This is a genomic window from Candidatus Terasakiella magnetica (assembly GCF_900093605.1).
Classification (GTDB): domain Bacteria; phylum Pseudomonadota; class Alphaproteobacteria; order Rhodospirillales; family Terasakiellaceae; genus Terasakiella; species Terasakiella magnetica.
The window spans coordinates 103,574-124,066 of record NZ_FLYE01000046.1; the positions used below are offsets into that span (position 1 = coordinate 103,574).

Below are 20,493 nucleotides of genomic sequence, written 5' to 3' on the forward strand. Positions count from 1 at the left end.
TTTGACAACGTTGTTGAGTTTGGCGGCCTACTCCTTTATTTTATACAGATGTGTAGGCCGTCTTCTAACCAAAGGAGCCGGTAAACTTAAGGCGATATAGCCGATGGGAACCGTGAAATAATGAAATCTTGTTTGATTGTTGATGATTCTAAAGTTATCCGAATGGTAGCTCGAAAGATTCTACAGGAGTTGGGCTTCGAGACAGTCGAAGCAGCCGATGGCCAGCAGGCATTGGACGCATGTATTAAAGAAATGCCGACGGTTGTTCTGCTTGATTGGAACATGCCTGTCATGAGTGGTATCGAATATTTGCGTGAATTGCGCAAGCAACCCGGTGGTGATGAGCCCGTTGTTGTTTTCTGTACGACAGAAAATGATATCGAGCACATTCAGGAAGCGATCGAAGCCGGTGCGAATGAATATATTATGAAGCCGTTTGACAGTGAGATTATCCAAGCGAAATTCTCTCAGGTTGGTCTTCTGTAATTTAATAAAGAATTGAGGTTCCTTTGACGGGTCTCGTTGGGAAAAGTATGTCTGTAAGCGCAACGCAAAAAAATGATAACCCGATCAGGGTCATGGTCGTTGATGACTCTGCGGTTGTTCGCGGATTGATTACGCGTATGCTGGAAGCCGAAGCTGATATTTCAGTGGTGTCTTCTGTTGGCAACGGGAAAATGGCTGTTGATAGTCTCGCGCGCAATGAGGTCGAGGTTATTGTCCTTGATATCGAAATGCCCGTAATGGACGGTTTGACAGCGCTACCTAAGTTGCTTGAAGTTGATCGTTCCATTCGTATTGTCATGGCCTCTACGCTGACAGCGCGCAATGCCGATATCAGTTTGCGCGCCCTTCAAGCCGGTGCGGTTGATTACATCCCAAAACCTTCTTCTTCGCGTGAATTGTCCGGTGGGCGTGATTTTGCGAAAGAGCTTGTTGAAAAAGTGCATATTCACGGTGCTGCACGTCGTAAAGTGAAAGGTGCGCCTTCGGTTGCTTATTCCAAGCCGCGCCCGGTTTCACGCACAGCGCAGCCCGCACAGCCCAAACAAGTCAGTATTCGCCAATCAGCCTTAAAAGATCGTCCCGATATTATTGCGATTGGCAGCTCAACAGGTGGGCCGCAGGCACTCTTTTCCGTCCTGAAAGGGATGTATGGAAAGGTGAAGCAACCTGTTGTGATTACACAGCATATGCCCGCCACTTTTACAAAAATTCTTGCAGAACATATTAACCGTATGACAGGTTGGGACTGTTCTGAAGCGAGCGATGGTATGGTGATTGAAGCGGGGCATGTTTATCTTGCGCCCGGTGATTTTCATATGACGGTTGAAGCCAAGGGTGTTCAAAAAGTTCTGCACCTTGATCAAAACCCGCCAGAAAATTTCTGTCGCCCGGCCGTTGACCCAATGTTGCGCAGTGTTTCAGCAGCGTATGGTCGCAAAGTCCTGACTGTTATTTTAACAGGGATGGGTTCTGATGGCCTTAAAGGCGGGGAACTCGTTGTGAAAAACGGTGGTGACTTGATTGCACAAGATGAAGCTACAAGTGTTGTATGGGGCATGCCTGGGGCTGTTGCCAATGCAGGGATTTGTAGTGCAGTTTTACCCCTTGAAGAAATTTCTTCTCATGTTGTTAAAGTCGCTGCAGGAGGTGCGTTATGAGACCTGATGACTTTCAGTTTCTCGCAACTTTGGTAAAAGAACGCTCCGGCCTCGTTTTGACGCAGGATAAATCTTACCTGCTTGAAAGCCGCTTAATGCCCGTTGCGCGCAAACGTGGGATGAAAGGTCTAGAAGACCTTGTTGCCGCGATGAAAACACGCATGGATAATACGTTGGCTGATGAAATCACAGAAGCAATGACGACCAATGAGTCGTTCTTCTTTCGTGATATCAAGCCGTTTGATATTTTCCGCGATACGGTTTTACCAAATTTGCTTAAAACCCGTGCTTCCAAGAAGACATTTCGCATTTGGTGTGCAGCCGCCTCTAGTGGGCAAGAGCCTTATTCCATTGCTATGGTGCTGAAAGAAGCAGCGGCGCAATTGGCGGGTTGGCGCATTGAGATTGTCGGCACAGACATTTCAAAAGAAATGCTCGATAAAGCGCAAGCGGGGCTTTATTCCCAGTTTGAAGTACAGCGCGGCCTTCCGGTTCAGCAGCTCGTAAAATATTTTAAAAAACGTGATGATCTTTGGCAGATCGATTCAGCATTGCGCGGTATGGTGCAATATAAAGAATTCAACCTGCTTGAAGATATGAAATCACTGGGCACTTTTGATGTGGTTTTCTGTCGTAACGTGTTGATCTATTTTGATCAGCAGACAAAAGGCGATGTATTGGGCCGCATGGCAAAACAAATGTCTGAAGACGGTGTGCTTTACCTTGGTGGGGCGGAAACTGTTTTGGGTATTTCTGATGCCTTTAAACCTGTTCAGGGATTGCGCGGTATTTATAGCCGTCCTCATTGCGCGGAAAGCCTTGGCACGGTAAGCGAAGGTGCAGCAGCAGCTCCTGCTCCGGCCCCTGCGGCACCCACAGGATTTGCAAAACCCAAGCATATGGTTGAAGGACGTGCACCGAAAGGGGCTGAACCATCACCTGCTGCAAGGCCGGGGGTAACGCCACGTCCAGCGGCCGCGCCAAGACCCGGTGCACCGAGACCTGCATCTGGTACAACACCGCCACCGCGCCCAGCGCCAAGACCGGGGGCAGCACCAGCAGGTACGCCACCACGTCCAACGCGACCAATTGGTGGTGGTGCTGGTTCAACAACAAAACCGGGGTCTTTACCGCCACGTCCCGGGGTAAAGAAGCCTTAAGATAGGTTTTCTATTGAGAATAAAAAAACGGCTTTCATAGATGCATGAAAGCCGTTTTTCTTTATCAAGTCGTGTGAAGCGCTAATTATGCTGTGGCAGCAGCGGCTTCTTCCAATGCATCCGGGTCACGCAAAACATAGCCGCGGCCCCAAACAGTGTGGATGTAATTGTCATCGGTTGCTTTTGTCAGCTTTTTGCGAAGCTTACAGACAAACACGTCAATGATTTTAAGCTCAGGCTCATCCATGCCACCATAAAGGTGGTTGAGGAACATTTCTTTGGTTAGGGTTGAGCCTTTGCGCAAAGAAAGCAGCTCAAGAATGCCATATTCCTTAGAGGTCAGGTGAACGGGCTTACCATTACTTTCCACAGTCTGATTATCAAGGTTCACAGACAGTTTGCCTGTTTTGATAATGGACTGTGCATGACCTTTAGAACGGCGCACAATCGCATGAATACGTGCGATGAGTTCTTCTTTATTATACGGCTTGGTCAGATAATCATCTGCACCAATTTCAAAGCCTTTAACCTTTGAGGGCGGTTGATCCAGCCCTGAAAGAATAAGGATCGGTGTGTCGACCTTGGAGCTACGCAAAGCGCGCAGTACTTCAAAACCGTCAATGTCAGGTAACATCAAATCTAAAATAATGATGTCATAGTCATAAAGCTTGCCAATTTCGATACCTTCTTCACCGTAATTGGTGACATCAATCACCATACCGGCAGATTTCAGCATCAATTCAATTGCTTTTGCTTCGCTTGGGTTGTCTTCAACAAGTAATGCACGCATGGCTTATCCCCGATTGCTATGTGCGTTAACCTTTTCTTAACCTTTCGTTAACCTTTATCATATTAGTAAAATGATTAAAACATTTTTTTTCGCTCAACGCTATATTTTCTCGCGAGTCGCAAAAAATGTTGAATCTTGTCAAGGGGTTTGTCATTTTGAGCAAACAGAGTATAGTGTATGAAAATATCACGAAAACGCACACTTTTTACGGAGCATCCCCGTGGCCCTTTTGGTCAATAACGTAATCGCAGAAGTTGATAAACTGCCACAATATAATGTGTTTGGCCGGGTCGCTGCTGTTAAAGGCTTGATGGTTGAAGTTGGTGGTGTGCAAGGGGCCTTATCTATCGGGGATCATTGTCGTATTCATGTGCGTCGTCGTGACTGGGTTGTCTGTGAGGTGGTAAGTTTTCGCGATGGGCGCGCACTCGTTATGCCGTTTGGCTCTGTTGATGGGATTGCCATGGGTGATCGCGTCGAGGTTGGGCAACGCGAACCTGTTTTATACCCCTGTGAGGAATGGTTAGGTCGTGTGATTAATGCCATGGGGGAGCCTGTGGATGGTAAGGGGCCGCTACCTGTTGGGCCAAACCCATATGTGATCAAAGGTGCGCCACCATCGGCTCATGAAAGAACCCGTGTGGGCGGGAAAATGGATTTGGGTATACGTGCCATCAATACATTTTTGACCTGTTGTCGTGGGCAACGTATGGGGATTTTTGCCGGCTCTGGTGTGGGTAAATCAACCATCCTTTCCATGATGGCACGTAATACCGAAGCTGAGATCAGCGTCATTGGGTTAATCGGGGAACGTGGGCGTGAAGCGCGTGAGTTTATTGAAGATGATCTGGGTGAAGAAGGTCTTGCGCGCAGTATTGTCATTGTTGCGACCTCGGATGAGCCCCCATTAATGCGCCGCCAAGCGGCTTATGTGACCATGGCGGTATCGGAATATTTTAGAAATCAGCAAAAAGATGTTCTTTGCTTGATGGATAGTGTCACCCGTTTTGCCATGGCACAGCGCGAGATTAGTCTATCAGTTGGTGAACCACCGGCCTCAAAAGGCTATACGCCTTCTGTTTTTGCCGAACTGCCACGTCTTTTAGAACGCGCAGGTCCCGGTAATAAAGAGCAGGGCAATATCACGGGCCTCTTTACCGTTTTGGTGGAAGGTGATGATCATAACGAGCCGATTTCAGATGCGGTGCGTGGTATTTTGGATGGTCATATTGTATTAGATCGCGCCATTGCGGAGCGCGGGCGTTATCCGGCGATTAACCTGCTTCGAAGTGTGTCGCGGACCATGCCTGACTGTAATGATGATGAGCAAAATGCTTTGGTCTTTAAAGCCCGCCAATTGCTTTCAACATATGAAGATATGGCAGAATTAATCCGTCTTGGGGCGTACCGTCAAGGCACGGATCCAAAGGTGGATGAAGCGGTTTATTATAATCCGGCCCTTGAAGCCTTTTTATCGCAAAATAAAAATGAGCCGATGGATTTGGAAACTGGCTATATGGCTTTGGCGCAATTGTTGGGTATGCAGTATAAGGGCTTTAATGGGGATGTCTCCCAATTGGGTGTGCCGCAAGACCAGCTTCAGGCCCCGCAGTAATCTAGGTAAGATATGGGCAAGACACTCGCCAACCTGATCCGCCTTCATAAATATCGTGTGGATGAAAAACGCCGTGTTCTGGGTGTGCTTTATGGCGAGCTGCATGAGCTGGAACAAAGATTACGCGACCTTGAAGAACAGATTGTGCGTGAAAAAGAAATTGCCCAATCCTCACCAGACCAAACCATGTTTTCTTATGGGCGCTTTCATGAGCGCGCCATGGGTATTCGCGAAGAAATCAACGGGGCCATTCAGGCTAAAGAAGAAGAGGTCGAGGCCGCACGTGATGAAGTAAACGCGGCCTTTCGTGAGCTAAAGGTCTATGAAGAGGCAGAAAAGAACCGCCTTAAAAAAGAAGAAGAAGAACGCACCCGTAAAGAAAATATCGAGATGGATGAGATCGCCATGAATCTTTATCGCCAGAATATGCCTGAAGATTAAATTTTCGTCATGCGCGCAATCAGGTGGGGGTTCTCCCAATGGGGTTGGTGATCTTCTACCACAACACTATGCATGGCCGTGTCGCTTAAATCTTCAAAAACAATCACCTGAACCCAGCGAACAACCAGCTCATTATTGATATCTTCAAGCAAGCGATTTGCCAAAGTCTCAACCGTCTGGGTCTTATCATTAAATAGATTGTTGATATAAGTTTCAAAACAGGCACTTTCTAAAACCTGTTTATCAGGCACATAACGCAGTGAAACCCGGCGTGTTTCATGGGGGCAAAAGGCCTCTAGGGTAATGAGATAATCAATCGCTTTATTGGGGTTGTTTTGAGCTTTTAAAAGCGCGCGTCTTTTGATCGTATCCATTATATCTATACCAACATACCAAGGTTAAGTTCACTTTTATTAAGCTCAATGCCATCCACTTCCACAAAATGCGGGGTGACTTGATAGGTGATTTTACCATCAAAACCAATGGCTTTCATGCCAGTGTCATAAATATCATGGATTTCCTTGCGCATAAAACCGGGTAGGGCACTGTGGGTGCGCACAATCAGGTCAAACTTTTTAAGACGGTCTTTTGCCAGCCCATCAAACTGCATGGGGCCAAGTTGAGATAGGTCCAAATCAATAACAAACCTGACGCCGGGATCATCCTTGCCGTCTTTCTCATCCTCTTTAGGATTGCGATGGGCAATGCGGATTTGATTGATCTCCCCATTATTTTGCATGGGGACATAGGCGATTTTCCAATCTGTTGAGTTTGGCGCTTTGGCCTTATCACTCATTTGGGAAAAATCACCTTCAAGGCGTTTGAGTAATTCTGGCTTAAACTTACCAAGTGCTTTCAGGGTTTTTTCATCTGCCCAGTTTTTAAAAGTGCCACGCCCCAGCGCTTTTAAAAAGAAGATCATATTGGCTGCAAGGCGGTTATCGGCTTTAGGTACCAAGGCATTGCTGAGGTTTTCAGCAAGTGCCGGATTGATATCTTTTAAAGTGGCCATGGCTTCTTCAAGGGCGGGCCATTTCTGGGCCAAGTTCTGGGGACCTTGGTTGGGCTGGGTCGGGTTGGTCGTTGCTGGCTTTGTGCTTGGCTTAAGCGAAGACAGCACTTCCAGTTTCACTAACGTGCCTTCCTGCATTTTGGCTGTGGTATCTAGGGCAATGAGCCCTTGGGGCAGCTTGATAATCGGTTGGCCTTGAGCTGTTTGTCCCTGCACTGTGCCTTGAGTAATGACAGTGCTGGTGGAAGGGGTGCTTGAGGCACTTTGGATTTGGCTGGTGCTTTGGCCGGGTTGTTGCACACTGAGAAGGCGCACATTGAGCTGGTTGCCACTTTGGAAATGATTGCTCCCCGTGGCTTGAGTGCCTTGGCCCTGAATGACGGTTGAGCCCGTTGTTGTGGGGGTCGCACCTGATTTAACCTGTACACCTGCAAGGCTTGATTTACCTGATTGTGTGGGGTTTGCTTTAGTTTGTGCTTGGCCCGTAGTTGTCCCAGCCTGCGCTTGGCCTTGGTTTGTTGTGGGGCTGAGCACAAAGGCTTTGATGCCAGATGCGGTATTGAGGTTAAGCAGGGTCGCCGGGGTTGCCCCGACATTAAGTTGGGCGCCACCAGCTTGTGAGCTTTGCCCACCAAGGGAGGCGGTTTGAGCATTGCCTTGCATAAACTGGGTCGCAACCGTATTGACCCTTCCCGCGGGCGTATTAGGCGCAATGGGTTTGCCATTGATATGGGTGAGTTGCACTTGCACTGCGGGTTGGGTTTGCACCAGCTTAAATGTCGCTTGGGCATTGGGCGGCAGGGTAAAGGGCGCTTTAAATTGCAGTAGGCCGAGATTTGTTTGTAAGCTTGTTGTGCCACCTTGGCTGGATTGTTTTACAATACCTGTAAGCAGACTATCTAATGCCATCTTAGACAGCTGGACAGAGGCTGGGCCACCAACGCTGACAGTCAGTTGCGGTGCCGCACCACCAGCAGTCGGCGGTAAAGGTGGTGGCGGTGGGGGCGCAACACTTGTCATGTCAGGCGGGCCTTAGAAGTTGTTGATCAGGCTATTGGCAATGGTTGCAACATCTTTTGCCGCAATACAGCTGGGCGCATGGCTAAGCAAAGGCTGTTGATGCTTTATTGTATCACGAACACGCTTGTCCCAGCGAATCACACCTGCAAGAGGCGGTGAAATACCCAAGAAACCCTCACATGCACGGCGCAAGGTATTATAGGTGCGCTCGCCATCACGAATGGAATCGCTCATATTGACCACAACGCGAATATCCAGACCGGGGCGTTCTTTTGTCATGGTCTTGATAAAGGCATAGGCATCGGTCATCGCTGTGGGCTCATCTGCGGTTACCACCAAACAGGTGCCTGCTTTTGAGGTGAGTTGACGCGTTGGACGGTCAAGCCCTGCACCAAGGTCAACAATCACACGGTCATAAGAGACAGAGAGAACACCAAGGTCATTGCCTAAATGTTGGATTTGGTTTGCAGGAATATGATTAAGCGAGCTGGAGCCTGATCGCCCGGCAATAATGTCAAAGCCGCCTTCATCAAAGGGTTGGGCAGCCTGATTAAGGGTGAGGTTGCCCCCGACCACGCCGGATAGATCATGTTTAGGCATAAGCCCTAACTGAATATCCACATTGGCCAGACCGAAGTCACCGTCAAAAAGGAGGGTCCGCTGACCCAAGTTCGCCAACGCATGTGATAGCGTCACTGCAAACCAGGTCTTTCCCACACCGCCTTTTCCCGAGGCAACAGCAAATACATTGCCGCCTTTTCGTACAGCCGGTGTTGGAGTTGTTTTTGTCATAGCTGCAAACATGGCTATTATATGTATAGGGAAATGGTTACCGAACAGTTAGGCAAAGATTTTTTTTCGGTTAATTTAGGGAGTGTCACCATGCTGACAGCAAAGCAACAAAAAGCTTATAATGCGTTTTATGAAACAACACATCAAACAGAACATCTTGATTCTAAAGCGGAATTACTCGTGGATCTTGCTGCGGCAATGGCGATGAACTGTGCGCCTTGTACAAAATACTATCTTGAACAATGTAAGAAATCAGATATCACAAAAGGTGAAATTTCTGAAGTTTTAGCAAAAGTCATGGCCGTGGCAGCAGGCCAAAAACGACTCCAGATGCAGGAGGTTATAGAAACCTATGATCTTGAATTATAGGTTTTAATCAAAATGAGTATCGATGCTTTTGGTGAAACGTTAAATCTGCCCGATGGTTTTGATCTTGGCTTTGGGGTGAACTTCACTTTGTGAAATCACCGTTGTTGTTGGGCGGAAGCGCTCAATAATGGAACGGACATAAGGGCGAATAGCCGGGCTTGTCAGCAAGGCAGGTGTTTCGCCCATCATGGCTTGACGCTCAAAGGTCTGGCGTACCGCATTGATAAATTCCTGCATCTTACTTGGTGCCATGGAAAGCTGTCTTTCATCACCACTACCCACCAAAGATTCAAGGAAGACCTGCTCCCATTCTGGTGACAAGGTAATTAGTGGTAAGATACCTTGATGGTTGGTCAGCATATCACTGATCTGGCGACCAAGGCGTGAGCGCACATGCTCGGTAATCATATTTACGTTGCGGGTATAGCCTGTGGCTTCTGAAATCCCTTCCAAGATGGTCGGTAAATCACGAATAGAGATACGCTCGATCAACAGATTTTGAAGAACACGTTGTACACCACCCACACTCATGGCTGCTGGAATAATATCAGCAATAAGTTTCTGATGCTCTTTATCCAGATCATCAAGCAGCTTCTGGGTTTCTGTATAAGACAGAAGCTCAGACATATTGTCTTTGACCAGCTCGGTCAGATGGGTGGTAATGACGGTGCCGGGTTCCACAACCGTATAGCCGCGAAACAGGGCTTCTTCCCGGTTATTGGAATCAACCCAAAGGGCAGGCAGGCCAAAGGTAGGCTCTTTTGTGGATTCACCGGGCAGGGAAATATCTTCACCGCGCGGATCCATAATCATCAACTGATTGGGGCGAAGATCACCGCGCCCTGCTTCAATCTCTTTAACGCGGATGACGTAATTATTAGCGGGCAGCTGCATGTTATCTTGGATACGCACTGAGGGCATAACAAAGCCCATCTCTGTGGCAAGCTGGCGGCGTAGCGCTTTAATCTGGTCGGTTAAACGTTGCCCATCCATGCCCGCATTTACCAGAGAGAGAAGGCCATAGCCAAGCTCTAGACGCATCATGTCAATCTTCATGGTCTGGGCGATGGGTTCTTCTGAGGGGGCAGGTGGTGCAGTAGATTCTGCAGCTTGGCGTTTTTCTATCTCAGCTTTTTCTGCACTTTGTTTGGAAAAGACGTAATAAGCGCCCCCACCAGTAAGAAGGCCAAGGAACATGAAAGGCATCATCGGGATGCCGGGCATGGTCGCCATACCAAACAGGATGACCGAGCTCACCCCCAATGTTTTTGGGTTGGCCCCAAATTGACCGATAAGGGCTTTATCAGCGGTGCCGGAAACACCCGCTTTGGTCACCAAAAGACCTGCAGCGGTTGATACGATAAGGGCTGGAATTTGTGAAACCAGACCATCACCTACGGTCAGTCGTGTATAGCTGTCAGCAGCTTGGATCATCTCAAGGTCTTTTTGCACAACCCCGATGATGATCCCGCCGATCACGTTGATGAAGGTAATGAGAATACCGGCAATGGCATCCCCACGTACAAACTTGGATGCACCATCCATGGCCCCAAAGAAAGTACTTTCATCTTGCAGTTCTTGACGGCGTTCTTTGGCTTGGTCTTCATCGATCAGGCCCGTGGACAAATCAGCATCAATTGCCATTTGTTTACCGGGCATAGCATCAAGGGTGAAACGTGCAGTCACCTCGGCGATACGACCAGAACCCTTGGTGATAACGATAAAGTTAACGATCACAAGGATGGAGAAAACGATAATACCGATAACGAAGTTACCGCCCATGATAAAGCCACCAAAGGCTTCAATCACGGCTCCCGCAGCGTGGGTACCTTCGTGACCATTGGTCAAAATCAGGCGGGTGGAGGCTAGGTTCAAGGCCAGCCGGATCATGGTCGCAATCAGCAAGACCGTGGGAAAGGCACTGAAATCAAGGGGTTTTTCCAAGAATATGACTGTCATCATAATCATGACAGAGAAGGTAAAGGAAAAAGCCAGCGAGATATCAAGCAGCCACGGCGGCATGGGGAAGATCAGCACAACCAAAATGGTTGAGATGCCAACAGCCATGCCGTAATCGCCTTGGAGGAAGGTGTTTTTTAATTTATTAAAAAATGCGCCGAACTGGTCCCCGCCAGATTGGCCGGGCTGGCCGGGAGTCGCTGGATCTGCCATCGCTTATACCCTGCCTGACCTTAAGTGTTGCCGCCTGCTGCGGGGACTTCAAAACCGTCATCCCCGTAGAGTTTTAACTTGTTACGTAATGTGCGAATGGAAATGCCCAGCACGTTAGCCGCATGGGTGCGGTTACCAAGGCAGTGATCCAATGTGGCAATAATCAGTTTGCGTTCCATATCAGCAACGGTCTGACCGACAAAATCGCTCGGATTTTCAGATTGCGCTGCTAAAAGAGGCGCGCCTGCTTCTTGTTGTGGGGCCGAAGCCCCCGCTGTGGGGCTGCCACTAAGCATAATGGCTTCTTCCCCAATCTCCGTTGGCCCTCCAATGAGAACCGCGCGGTGCATGGTGTTTTCCAGCTCGCGCACGTTACCGGGCCATGCATGACCCAAAATTTTATTCATCGCTGTTACTGTAAGTGGACGTTCATCCATTTCATTGGCTTTGGCGTATTTCTTGATGAAATGTTCAGCCAGTACGGTGATGTCTTTGGGGCGATTTTTCAGCGATGGCAGTTGTAGGTTCACCACATTTAGGCGGAAGTATAAATCTTCACGAAACTCGCCTTTGGCAACGCTTTGTTCCATATTGCGGTTAGAGGTCGCAAGGACACGCACATTGACCGGAACGGGCTTTTTACCCCCGACACGATCAATTTCGCGTTCTTGTAAAATACGCAAAAGCTTAGCTTGTAAGCGCGGGTCCATCTCTGAAATCTCATCAAGCAGGATGGTTCCGTTATTGGCTTCTTCAAATTTACCGATACGGCGTGCAACAGCCCCTGTAAAGGCCCCTTTTTCATGACCAAACAGTTCAGACTCAAGCAGGTTTTCAGGAATGGCAGCACAGTTTACCGCAACAAACGGCCCATCTTTACGCTTGGAGCTGCGATGGATAAAACGTGCCATAATCTCTTTACCCGTTCCGCTTTGTCCTGTGATCAGCACACTGGCATCACTGGGTGCGATCTGTTTGGCAAGGCGCACCACATCATCCATGACCGGATCATGATAGATCATGGCATGGCTTTCTTCGGCCACCGCACTTAAAACAGCGCCGATCAGCTCGGCATCAGGGGGAAGGGGAAGATATTCTTGGGCACCGGCGCGAATTGCGCGCACAGCGGCTTGGGCATCAGTTGCCACCCCACAGGCGACAATCGGGGTGTTGATGCGTTCTGCATTTAGGTTGGTGATAAAGCTTTCAATATCAAGCTGGATATCAACCAAGACAAGGTCAATCCCTTTACCTTGGCGTAAAGTTTCCAAGCCATCATTAATGTTATCGGTATGAATGACCTTGGCACCGCGTTTCACTGCAATCTGACTTGCAGCGCCCACTTGCCCATTCAAGGTTCCGACAATCAAAATCTTCATCTAACTTCTAACCTCTTTATCACGTTAATCAAAATATTGAACGCGACGGTTCGGTGGTAAAATACTGTTCAACATCATTTCCAAACGGCGCGGGTTTTCCTGTCGCCCAATGGATGCGGTCGCAAGAATATAGAGCTGATTGACAAGGAGTTCCTCATCAGAATTACGCTCTAATTTTGCGGCTAGGGGTATCAGTACCATATTTGACAGCACTGCACCATAAAAGGTGGTTAACAAAGCAACTGCCATGGATGGGCCGATTGTGCTTGGGTCATCTAGATTACCCAACATTTGAACCAGACCGATCAAGGTGCCGATCAACCCCATGGCAGGGGCAAATTCAGCCGCTTTTCTAAGGACATTCGCGCCTTTGTTATGGCGTCCTGCCATGGCTTCAAGCTCACCGATCATCATGTTTTCAACTTCATCGGCGGGCGTGCCATCCACAATCATGGACAGGCCTTTGTGAAAAAATTCTTCGCGTTTGATGCTTTCAAGTACGCCTTGCAGCTGGAGAACGCCTTGTTTGCGCGCCACTTCAGCGATTTGGATGGATTGTACGGCAATTGCACTGGCGTCATGTGTTTTATACAGAACGGTTTTAACGATGAGCTGACCACTGCGCAGCATCTCACCAAGGGAGAAACACACCATTGTGACCCCGATCGTCCCACCAATCACAATCAAGATGGAAGGCGGGTTGAAAAAGGAGTCTGGAGACCCACCCACAACGATAGCGGCCCCTACCAAGGCAAAGGCAATCAGAAGACCAATAATGGTGGCAGTATCTAAGGTCGATTTGGCGCGGCCAATTCCTTCACCTTCACTCATCGTGCTGTATCTTAGCTCCGTTCAGATTTGATAATCTCTGTCATGGTCACGCCAAGGCGCTCTTCCACAACAACAACTTCGCCACGTGCGACAAGTCGGTTGTTTACATAGATATCAATCGCTTCACCAACTTTACGGTCAAGCTCAACAACCGCACCGCGGCCCAGTTTAAGAAGGTCACTTACCGGCATGGTCGCTTTGCCCAAAACGGCAGAAACACGAACCGGGATATCATAAACAGCTTCGAGTTCACGCGCACTTGTGGGAAGGTCTTGGGATGGTCCCATTGAAGGGCTGGCTTGTCCCATTTGAGCTTCAGGTGCCATCGGGCCTTCTGGGTTATCCAGATTATTGAGTTCTAGGTTATTTTCTTCATCAGCCATCTTAAGATGTCTCCTCTAGTCCTGCCTGAGTGTCCAAAGGACCATCAACAGGAGCTTCCCCATGGGTGTCAGCCGTGGGCTGATTTTCGCCGGAATTGGCACCTTGCGTCAAGTTCCGTTCTATAATTTCATCAATTAGTTGCCATAAATCATCACTATTGCGCTCAGCCCCGCCTTCTGACCATTCCACACGGCAATCACCGGGCACAATATCTTCTTGGGCCATAACAACCACGCGTCCGTCAAAACCGATCTGATCGGCAATAACCGTGAGTTTATCATGCACATCATCGCGCAAGGATTCATGAACTTTTACAATGATGCGTGGTTCTGCACGAAGGGGTTCTAAGCATTGCGAAACCACATGGACAATTTCATCCAAGCCATTTTTTTCTGCATAAGCCGGAATGATTTTTTTCACAACAGCTGTTGCAACTGAAAGCGCATGGGATTCATGGTCTTCCTGAGTTTGGCTGTGGGATTGAAAAACATCCGGTATGTTTTGTGAAATCTGGGTCAGCGCGGTTGCAATGAGATGTTCAAACTGGGCATTGGCTTCTTGTAAGCCCGCAGTCTTACCTTCATCAAAGGCTGTTTGCTGTGCAGCAAGGACTTCTTCTTCATTAAAGGTCGGTGGAGGAGGGGCTTCTACCTCTTCTTCATCTTCATCATCTTCATTTTGCTCAGGTTCTTCTGTAGCAACATGAACACCTTCTTCACCTTCAAAATCATAGGTGTGGTCCGCCTCCGGGTCATAATCCGGATCGAAGTTCCTGTTTTCAAAAAGATATCTTTTAATGCTGCCCATAAGAATACGTTACCTTGATTAGAAGACCAGTTCGTCTTCTTCGCCTGGTTGTGAGATGTTGATCTCGCCGGCATCAGCCAATTGCTTGGCTACAACAACGATTTCGGCTTGGGCTTCGTCCACATCACGCAGGCGAACAGGACCCATGGCTTCCATATCTTCGCGCATCATCTTGGCTGCACGCTCAGACATATTCTTGAAGAAGAGATCCTTGACCTCTTCGGACCCGCCTTTAAGAGCCATAGACAGTTTGTCTTTTTCAGCTTGACGCAAGAGGATTTGGATACCGGCCTGATCCACACGAACCAGATCATCAAATGTAAACATCAAAGCCTTAATGCGCTCAGCAGACTCACGGTTACGTTCTTCAAGAGCCGTGATGAAGCGGTTCTCGGTGTTACGATCCAAGTTGTTGAAGATATCGGCCATCAACTCGTGGCTATCGCGACGTTGTGTGCGCGCCAGGTTAGACATAAATTCAGAACGTAGTGTTTTCTCAACGCCGTCCAGAACTTCTTTTTGTACAGCCTCCATACGCAGTAGACGCATGATAACTTCCATGGCGTAGTTTTCCGGCAAGAGCGAGAGCACGCGCGCAGCATGGTCGGGCTTAATCTTGGACAGAACCACAGCCACGGTTTGCGGATATTCGTTTTTGAAATAGTTGGCAAGTACGGCTTCATGCACGTTACCCAACTTATCCCACATGGTACGACCCGCAGGACCGCGGATCTCTTCCATGATGTTGGAAACACGATCTTTAGGCAGAGCCTGTTTCAGCAAGCGTTCCGTACTATCAAACGTACCCACAAGGGAGCCCGCAGAAGAAAGCTGATCGGCAAATTCTACAAACAGGCGTTCAATCACCGTGGAACTAACAGAGCCCAGAGAGGCCATGACTTGAGACATTTCACGAATTTCTTCGTCATCCATCATCTCAAACAGCTTACCTGAATGCTCATCGCCAAGAGAAAGCATGAAAATAGCGGCTTTCTCCTGACCTGTTAGACTTCGGTAATCGTCCTTTACGCGTGCCATACTTCTTTACCTTTAACCTTCTTGATACATCCAGTTTCGGATGATCGCCAAAGCTTCTTCCGGGTGTTTCTCAACAATTTCACCAACCTTCTTCACAGAAGACGCCTTCACGCGGCCTTCTACACGGTCGATATCGATAAGTTCTTCAAAGCTGTCATCTTCATCAGCCACCGTATCGGATGGAACAGGTACACCAGCCGGTCCGGCCAAGGCTTCCTGTTCGGCTTCAGCCAGCGCAGCAGCTTCTGCAGCAGCTTGCTGTTCGAATACACGCTTGATAAGTGGGCGAACCACCAAGAGGATAACCAGCAGAGCGACAAAGCCCAGAACGACCATCTCTGCATAATGCATGAGTTCTGGTTTTGTGAAGATCCAGAAGACAATTTCTTCTGTGTCGTCGATTTGCTCAATGGCAGCAAAGCGCATGTTAATCACATCAACACGGTCGCGATCATCGGTAAAGCCGATGGCGCTTTTAACCAGAGTTGAAATCTGGTCCATTTCTTCCTGGCTGCGCGCTTCGTAGGTGACGTTGCCTTCTTCGTCTCTAGTATAGACGCCATCAACAAGAACAGCGACAGAAAGGCGGTTAACAACCGCAGTTTCACGCACACGATTGATGATTTTTTTGGAAATTTCGTAGTTAACAGTTTCCTGTGTGCGGTTGGCACTGGAGCCTGCGGTTGCGGAGTTTCCTTGATCTTGAGCGTCAGGTAGGTTGTTACCTACCGTCACCGCCATGTCGTTTTCGCTTTCGTTGCTTTGTTCGTTTTCTTCCAAGGTGGAACTGGAACGTACAACCTGACCTTCAGGGTCATATTCTTCTTCAACCGATGTGACACGGGAGAAATCCATATCGGCAGCGACTTGAGCGCGCACTTTACCAAAACCGACGGTACGTTCAATCAGCCCTTCGATACGTCGTGCAATGGCTTCTTGTTTCTGAAGGCGTTGGTGCTCAATCTCTTGTGCTTTATCGGCATTACCCGGTTGGTCAAACCCTTTTGCGAGTAAGGCCCCCTTATCATCGACAATGGAGATACGGTCAGGCTTCAAATCAGGAACGGCCGAGGCAACAAGGTGCTGAACGGCAGAAATTTGTTCTTTAGTGAGCCGCTCGGCATTAAGCATTTTTAAAACGACAGAGGCACTTGGCTTTTGACGCTCCCGCGAAAAGAGCTCTCGGCGGGGTAAAACCAAATGGACACGGGCGGCTTTTACATTGCCAATGGAACGGATGGTCCTGGCAAGCTCACCCTCAAGGGCGCGCACAAGGTTTACGTTTTGCTGGAAGTTGGTGGAGCCAATAGCATCGGCATTGTCAAAAACTTCATAGCCGACAGAGCCCCCCGTAGGTAGCCCGTTTTCAGCGATTTTGAGACGCATGGGGCCGACTTGGTCGCTCTTAACGTAAATTTCCGTTCCTTCTTTCGCCACATCGTAAGGAACTTCTTCTCTGGAGAGGATACCGACGATCTGTTGGGAGTCATCAGCGCTCAGGTTGGAATAAAGCAATTCCATCTGCGGCGTGCCGATACGGGTCATCAAATAGATGAAAAAAGCGACAAGCGCCAGTATGACACCACCAACCACAGCTAAACGCTGGGGGCCAAGATTTTTTAATGCGTCAACAAAACCACTCACTTGATGTGTCCCTTCTGACTGTCTCTTTTCGTCTTTGACACCATACGCATCCCAAAAGCGCGTATGAAACTACACTGTAGAATCTAACGCAGTTACCCTAAACAAGAAGTTAACAACCCGGCATTTTTTGCCTAGCAGAAATCAATGTCGCGAATCGCTTCCTCTAAAATGGCCTGAAAACCATGAAGATTCTAGTGTTTTTTTCATATAATTCGTCATTCTGGCGAAAGTCAGAATCCAAGAGTCTGTGGGGGTCGTAGACTTTGGCCTTAGCCAGTGTGACAAAACGTTTAAAAAAAGGGCCTCGACGCGAAAAACGTGCCGAGGCCAAGTCTTAAAGAGAACCGATAAAAATCGGAGATATTCTGAAAAATAAAACGCTAATCTTAACGTTTCACTCTCAGAAGTTCTTCCAACATCTCATCTGATGTTGAAATAATCTTGGCCGCAGCGGAATAGGCGCGCTGGGTAGTAATCATGGAGGTGAATTCTTCACCCAAATCCACGGTAGAGGCCTCAAGGGCCGACTGGTTGGTTGTCCCCGCACCGGCAGAACCGGCTTCACGTACCGTTGGCTGACCGGAGAAATCGGTCTCGATCCAGACGTTACCTGAAAGACTTTCCATACCGTTTGGGTTCACCATAGTGGCAACCGGGATCTGGAAGACCGGACGGGTTACACCGTTATCAAACAGGGCCGTGACAATACCTTCAGAGTTGATGGACAGACCAGCGTAGTTACCAAAGGCGGCACCGTTTTGAGAGATGTAGTTGATCTGGTAGTTCCCACCAAACTGTGTGATCCCATCAGCAACGTTGTAGTTACCTAGTGAAACCTGCAAGGCAGGGCTTGTGGAACCATCCATATCTTCTGCACCGTTTGCCCATGCAATTTTATATTGGATGGTCGGATCAGAAGCCGTGGCTTCATCTGTTCCAAAGAAGGAGTCTGGCGTACCATCACCGTTAAAGGCAACAGCGTGGTTTGTTGATTGTGTCCAGTTGATGGTGGAATTTACCGCTTCCACATCAAATGATGTGGTCTGCATCACCGCATCCACACCTGCTGTTGTCAGGCCAGTGGCATCAACAGTCAGGGAGTCAGATGTATCGACGTTATGGAAAACAACTGCGTTTTCACCAGCAATACGTTCTGCCCATGTGTTTGGCGGTGAGTCCGGCACACCATCAAATTCATATTGCAAGATAGACTGGATTTTCTCACCAAGTTCATCCATCACTTGTGAAAGAGAACGGCTGGAAACTTTAATATCAAGGTTGGTTGTTGCGGCAACAGCGTTGGCAGCAACCGTTGCTGTCATACCACCACCTGCAACACCACCATCAGTGACGTTGGCGTAAGAGGCTGATGTGTTGTTAACCGAGATCACAGAAGCATTTACAGAAACCCATGAACCTTTCCCACGTGCGGAGTCCATTTGGGTCTCCATCGCACTGGCAAGGGCGGCAGCCACTGTGCTTGTGTTGGCACCTGTAGCAACGGTAACAGCGATGTTACCAGCTGTTACGGTACTGTCTGTATCAAGTTCGTAAGTGACACCATCAAGGGTGACCGTGTTGCCATCAGCTGGTGTGCCACCAATTGTAATCGTATCTTGGTGCATGGCTGTTGAGTCAGCTGTGGTGAAATCAATGGTGTAGGTGTTACCGCCCAACTCCATCGTCATAGATGTGCCGGAGTCAGGAACCGATGTGAAATCAAGGCGACCCAGTGACATATAGTTGTTACGTTCTGTATTTTGGTCTTCAATCACGATGGATTCAGAACCTTCTGGGGGAACAACTGATAGGTCCCAGCCGTTAGAGGCACGTTTTGTCCATGTGTGGTTGATGTTATGAGCTCCACCAAGGGAGTCATAAATCAGAACGTCGGTTTTATGTGTGGAACCAACATCATCTTCAGAAGGCAGGTTAGCCCCCATGGAAATGGTGGTGGAGGCAACAGCTGTACCACCGATGGTTTTTAAGTTAAGCGGGCGCAGGTTGGTTGAGTCAACGATGTTATCGTTGATATAGACCGTATCACCCTGAGAGTTCTGATAGGCTTTCATGTAGGTGTCATCATTGATGGTTTTTGTTACCGCTTGGGTAGAACCATCATAGGTCTGTAAAGGCCAGCCTTGCATGTAAAAGCCTGAAACGTTTTGCAGGTAGCCTTCTTTATCTACTTTAAAAGAACCTGCACGTGTGTAGGCATAAATATCACCTGTACCCGGGTCACCAGCTTCGTTCACGATGAACATACCGTTACCGGAAATAGAGATATCTGTTGCAGAAGACGTTGATTGCAAGAGACCTTGAACATCAATGCCTTGGCGTGGTTTAGACTGCACACCACCTGCGGAATATTTTGTTGTAGAGGCTTGTTTCGTGACAAGCGTCTGAAAGTTAACTGTGGTCGATTTATAACCGGATGTGTTTACGTTGGTTACGTTATCGGCGATTGCACCCATGGCACTGGACTGTGCCTGAAGGCCGGATACGCCGGAAAAGAGTGCACCATATAAGCTCATCTTTTATCTCCTTAGCGAGTTTTGTTTTTTCGCGGTTCTCGCATTTTCATTTTGGTGGTTCTATTCTCGAACCACCGGTTCTCTGTATGTCTTATGAAGTTGTTTCTTCAGTTGTTTCTTCCTCAGTTACGTCCTCAGTTGAGTCCGTTAAAGAGGCGGCCTGTTCTTTCAATGTAATGACTTGTGACAGACCGATTTCCATGTTGTTCAACATCAAGGCGGCTTCATCACCAGCGTAAGATACGCCGGTCACTTTACCGATTGCTGTTGTTGTGACATCCACAGGAGCGCCATCACCATCCATGGCTGATACGGTGAGTTTGTACATGCCATCAGGAACTTTATTGCCCTGCATGTCTGTACCATCCCAGATAACACCGTGTTTACCGACGCTGACCTGACCTTCAGAAGAGAAGACTGTGCGGCCCGTATCGTCTTGGATGTTGATGAGTGTCGCTTCTGCACTGTCATGAAGGACGTAATTGAACTCGGACTCACCGTTGTAAACCTGAACGGAACCGCTCTCGGCTTCAACGAAGCGACCGACATAGCTGGCCACGCTTGCCAGTTGCGAGTTTTCTTGGGCACGGATCAAGGTCTCTAGGTTAGAGTTCTGTGAGATCTGTTGCTCAACGCTCGCAAATTGGACAAGCTGTGAAGTAAACTCGGTTGCATCCATGGGATCAAGTGGATCCTGGTGTTGCAACTGAGTTGTTAACAACGTCATGAAATCATCCAAGTCGTCCGCAAGTTTTTGGGCGTCTTGGGTGGCAGCGCTTGCTGTTGAAGCGGCACCAATTCCTGAAACTGCATCAGCCATTGTTCAATCTTTCCTTCAAAT

Annotated in this window: 18 protein-coding genes and 1 pseudogene; 6 read left to right on the plus strand and 13 right to left on the minus strand. The window is 48.4% G+C overall.

The genetic code is table 11. The annotated features are described in order from the left end of the window. The first annotated feature begins 120 nt into the window (after window positions 1–120). From MTBPR1_RS14920 to MTBPR1_RS14930, 3 genes and pseudogenes are all read left to right on the plus strand, one after another. Window positions 121–486 carry a response regulator gene (locus tag MTBPR1_RS14920; protein ID WP_069189824.1) on the plus strand — a complete coding sequence of 122 codons (366 nt, stop codon included), beginning with the start codon at window positions 121–123 and terminating at the stop codon, window positions 484–486. 47 nt (window positions 487–533) lie between these two features. Continuing rightward, complete coding sequence (locus MTBPR1_RS14925; RefSeq protein WP_069189825.1) at window positions 534–1,664, plus strand: protein-glutamate methylesterase/protein-glutamine glutaminase; 1,131 nt, start codon at window positions 534–536, stop codon at window positions 1,662–1,664. After that, window positions 1,661–2,488, plus strand: a pseudogene (locus MTBPR1_RS14930) (CheR family methyltransferase); the annotation flags it as partial. The gene MTBPR1_RS14925 and the pseudogene MTBPR1_RS14930, both read left to right, overlap by 4 nt. A 421-nt stretch (window positions 2,489–2,909) precedes the next feature. On the opposite strand, the gene ctrA reads toward MTBPR1_RS14930, so the two are convergent. Continuing rightward, window positions 2,910–3,614, minus strand: a complete 705-nt coding sequence (gene ctrA / locus MTBPR1_RS14935; RefSeq protein WP_069189826.1) for a response regulator transcription factor CtrA — start codon at window positions 3,612–3,614, stop codon at window positions 2,910–2,912. Window positions 3,615–3,834: 220 nt separating this feature from the next. Here ctrA and fliI point away from each other — a divergent pair, with 220 nt between their 5' ends. Further along, window positions 3,835–5,229, plus strand: coding sequence for a flagellar protein export ATPase FliI (fliI, locus tag MTBPR1_RS14940; RefSeq protein ID WP_069189827.1), 1,395 nt, complete (start codon window positions 3,835–3,837; stop codon window positions 5,227–5,229). A 12-nt stretch (window positions 5,230–5,241) separates the two neighbouring features. Continuing rightward, window positions 5,242–5,670, plus strand: coding sequence for a flagellar FliJ family protein (locus MTBPR1_RS14945; protein ID WP_069189828.1), 429 nt, complete (start codon window positions 5,242–5,244; stop codon window positions 5,668–5,670). Here MTBPR1_RS14945 and MTBPR1_RS14950 read toward each other — a convergent pair. From MTBPR1_RS14950 to MTBPR1_RS14960, 3 genes are read right to left on the minus strand one after another with little or no spacing between them, the layout of a single operon-like run. After that, a complete protein-coding gene (locus tag MTBPR1_RS14950; RefSeq protein WP_069189829.1) occupies window positions 5,667–6,044 on the minus strand; it encodes a hypothetical protein in 378 nt (125 codons plus the stop codon). The genes MTBPR1_RS14945 and MTBPR1_RS14950 overlap by 4 nt on opposite strands. Before the next feature lie 5 nt (window positions 6,045–6,049). After that, entirely contained in the window at window positions 6,050–7,702 is a 1,653-nt protein-coding gene (locus tag MTBPR1_RS14955) for a hypothetical protein (RefSeq protein ID WP_069189830.1), read from the minus strand. 12 nt (window positions 7,703–7,714) lie between these two features. After that, a complete protein-coding gene (locus MTBPR1_RS14960) occupies window positions 7,715–8,494 on the minus strand; it encodes a nucleotide-binding protein (RefSeq protein WP_240492928.1) in 780 nt (259 codons plus the stop codon). 90 nt (window positions 8,495–8,584) lie between these two features. On the opposite strand from MTBPR1_RS14960, the gene MTBPR1_RS14965 reads away from it, so the two are divergent. Then, complete coding sequence (locus MTBPR1_RS14965; protein WP_069189946.1) at window positions 8,585–8,863, plus strand: carboxymuconolactone decarboxylase family protein; 279 nt, start codon at window positions 8,585–8,587, stop codon at window positions 8,861–8,863. A 39-nt stretch (window positions 8,864–8,902) separates the two neighbouring features. Here MTBPR1_RS14965 and flhA read toward each other — a convergent pair whose 3' ends face one another. From flhA to MTBPR1_RS15010, 9 genes are all read right to left on the minus strand, one after another. Further along, window positions 8,903–11,035 (minus strand): flagellar biosynthesis protein FlhA, encoded by a 2,133-nt coding sequence (gene flhA, locus MTBPR1_RS14970; protein ID WP_069189832.1) that lies wholly within the window; start codon window positions 11,033–11,035, stop codon window positions 8,903–8,905. Between the two features lie 20 nt (window positions 11,036–11,055). Further along, window positions 11,056–12,414, minus strand: coding sequence for a sigma-54-dependent transcriptional regulator (locus MTBPR1_RS14975; RefSeq protein ID WP_069189833.1), 1,359 nt, complete (start codon window positions 12,412–12,414; stop codon window positions 11,056–11,058). A gap of 24 nt (window positions 12,415–12,438) precedes the next feature. Further along, window positions 12,439–13,245 (minus strand): motility protein A, encoded by an 807-nt coding sequence (locus MTBPR1_RS14980; protein ID WP_069189834.1) that lies wholly within the window; start codon window positions 13,243–13,245, stop codon window positions 12,439–12,441. Window positions 13,246–13,256: 11 nt separating this feature from the next. Then, a complete protein-coding gene (gene fliN, locus MTBPR1_RS14985) occupies window positions 13,257–13,532 on the minus strand; it encodes a flagellar motor switch protein FliN (RefSeq protein WP_420808130.1) in 276 nt (91 codons plus the stop codon). A gap of 97 nt (window positions 13,533–13,629) precedes the next feature. Then, window positions 13,630–14,436, minus strand: coding sequence for a FliH/SctL family protein (locus tag MTBPR1_RS14990; protein WP_069189835.1), 807 nt, complete (start codon window positions 14,434–14,436; stop codon window positions 13,630–13,632). A gap of 18 nt (window positions 14,437–14,454) precedes the next feature. Beyond that, a complete protein-coding gene (gene fliG / locus MTBPR1_RS14995; protein WP_069189836.1) occupies window positions 14,455–15,474 on the minus strand; it encodes a flagellar motor switch protein FliG in 1,020 nt (339 codons plus the stop codon). 12 nt (window positions 15,475–15,486) lie between these two features. Continuing rightward, the gene (fliF, locus tag MTBPR1_RS15000; protein ID WP_069189837.1) at window positions 15,487–17,118 is read right to left on the minus strand and encodes a flagellar basal-body MS-ring/collar protein FliF; all 1,632 of its coding nucleotides are present in this window, start codon (window positions 17,116–17,118) and stop codon (window positions 15,487–15,489) included. A gap of 386 nt (window positions 17,119–17,504) precedes the next feature. Next, a complete protein-coding gene (locus tag MTBPR1_RS15005; RefSeq protein ID WP_069189838.1) occupies window positions 17,505–19,652 on the minus strand; it encodes a flagellar hook-basal body complex protein in 2,148 nt (715 codons plus the stop codon). Between the two features lie 91 nt (window positions 19,653–19,743). Further along, window positions 19,744–20,472: a flagellar hook assembly protein FlgD gene (locus MTBPR1_RS15010; RefSeq protein ID WP_069189839.1), complete on the minus strand. Its 729-nt coding sequence runs from the start codon at window positions 20,470–20,472 to the stop codon at window positions 19,744–19,746. Between the last annotated feature and the right edge of the window lie 21 nt (window positions 20,473–20,493).

Bases quoted from the DNA above. Each gene is read 5' to 3' on its own strand.
- MTBPR1_RS15010 (WP_069189839.1), bottom strand. From the start codon at position 20,472: ATGGCTGATGCAGTTTCAGGAATTGGTGCCGCTTCAACAGCAAGCGCT.
- MTBPR1_RS14955 (WP_069189830.1), bottom strand. From the start codon at position 7,702: ATGACAAGTGTTGCGCCCCCACCGCCACCACCTTTACCGCCGACTGCT.
- MTBPR1_RS14960 (WP_240492928.1), bottom strand. From the start codon at position 8,494: ATGACAAAAACAACTCCAACACCGGCTGTACGAAAAGGCGGCAATGTA.
- MTBPR1_RS14925 (WP_069189825.1), top strand. From the start codon at position 534: ATGTCTGTAAGCGCAACGCAAAAAAATGATAACCCGATCAGGGTCATG.
- flhA (WP_069189832.1), bottom strand. From the start codon at position 11,035: ATGGCAGATCCAGCGACTCCCGGCCAGCCCGGCCAATCTGGCGGGGAC.
- fliG (WP_069189836.1), bottom strand. From the start codon at position 15,474: ATGGCACGCGTAAAGGACGATTACCGAAGTCTAACAGGTCAGGAGAAA.
- MTBPR1_RS14975 (WP_069189833.1), bottom strand. From the start codon at position 12,414: ATGAAGATTTTGATTGTCGGAACCTTGAATGGGCAAGTGGGCGCTGCA.
- fliN (WP_420808130.1), bottom strand. From the start codon at position 13,532: ATGGGACCATCCCAAGACCTTCCCACAAGTGCGCGTGAACTCGAAGCT.
- MTBPR1_RS14990 (WP_069189835.1), bottom strand. From the start codon at position 14,436: ATGGGCAGCATTAAAAGATATCTTTTTGAAAACAGGAACTTCGATCCG.
- MTBPR1_RS14920 (WP_069189824.1), top strand. From the start codon at position 121: ATGAAATCTTGTTTGATTGTTGATGATTCTAAAGTTATCCGAATGGTA.
- MTBPR1_RS14965 (WP_069189946.1), top strand. From the start codon at position 8,585: ATGCTGACAGCAAAGCAACAAAAAGCTTATAATGCGTTTTATGAAACA.
- MTBPR1_RS14945 (WP_069189828.1), top strand. From the start codon at position 5,242: ATGGGCAAGACACTCGCCAACCTGATCCGCCTTCATAAATATCGTGTG.
- MTBPR1_RS14980 (WP_069189834.1), bottom strand. From the start codon at position 13,245: ATGAGTGAAGGTGAAGGAATTGGCCGCGCCAAATCGACCTTAGATACT.
- MTBPR1_RS14950 (WP_069189829.1), bottom strand. From the start codon at position 6,044: ATGGATACGATCAAAAGACGCGCGCTTTTAAAAGCTCAAAACAACCCC.
- MTBPR1_RS15005 (WP_069189838.1), bottom strand. From the start codon at position 19,652: ATGAGCTTATATGGTGCACTCTTTTCCGGCGTATCCGGCCTTCAGGCA.
- ctrA (WP_069189826.1), bottom strand. From the start codon at position 3,614: ATGCGTGCATTACTTGTTGAAGACAACCCAAGCGAAGCAAAAGCAATT.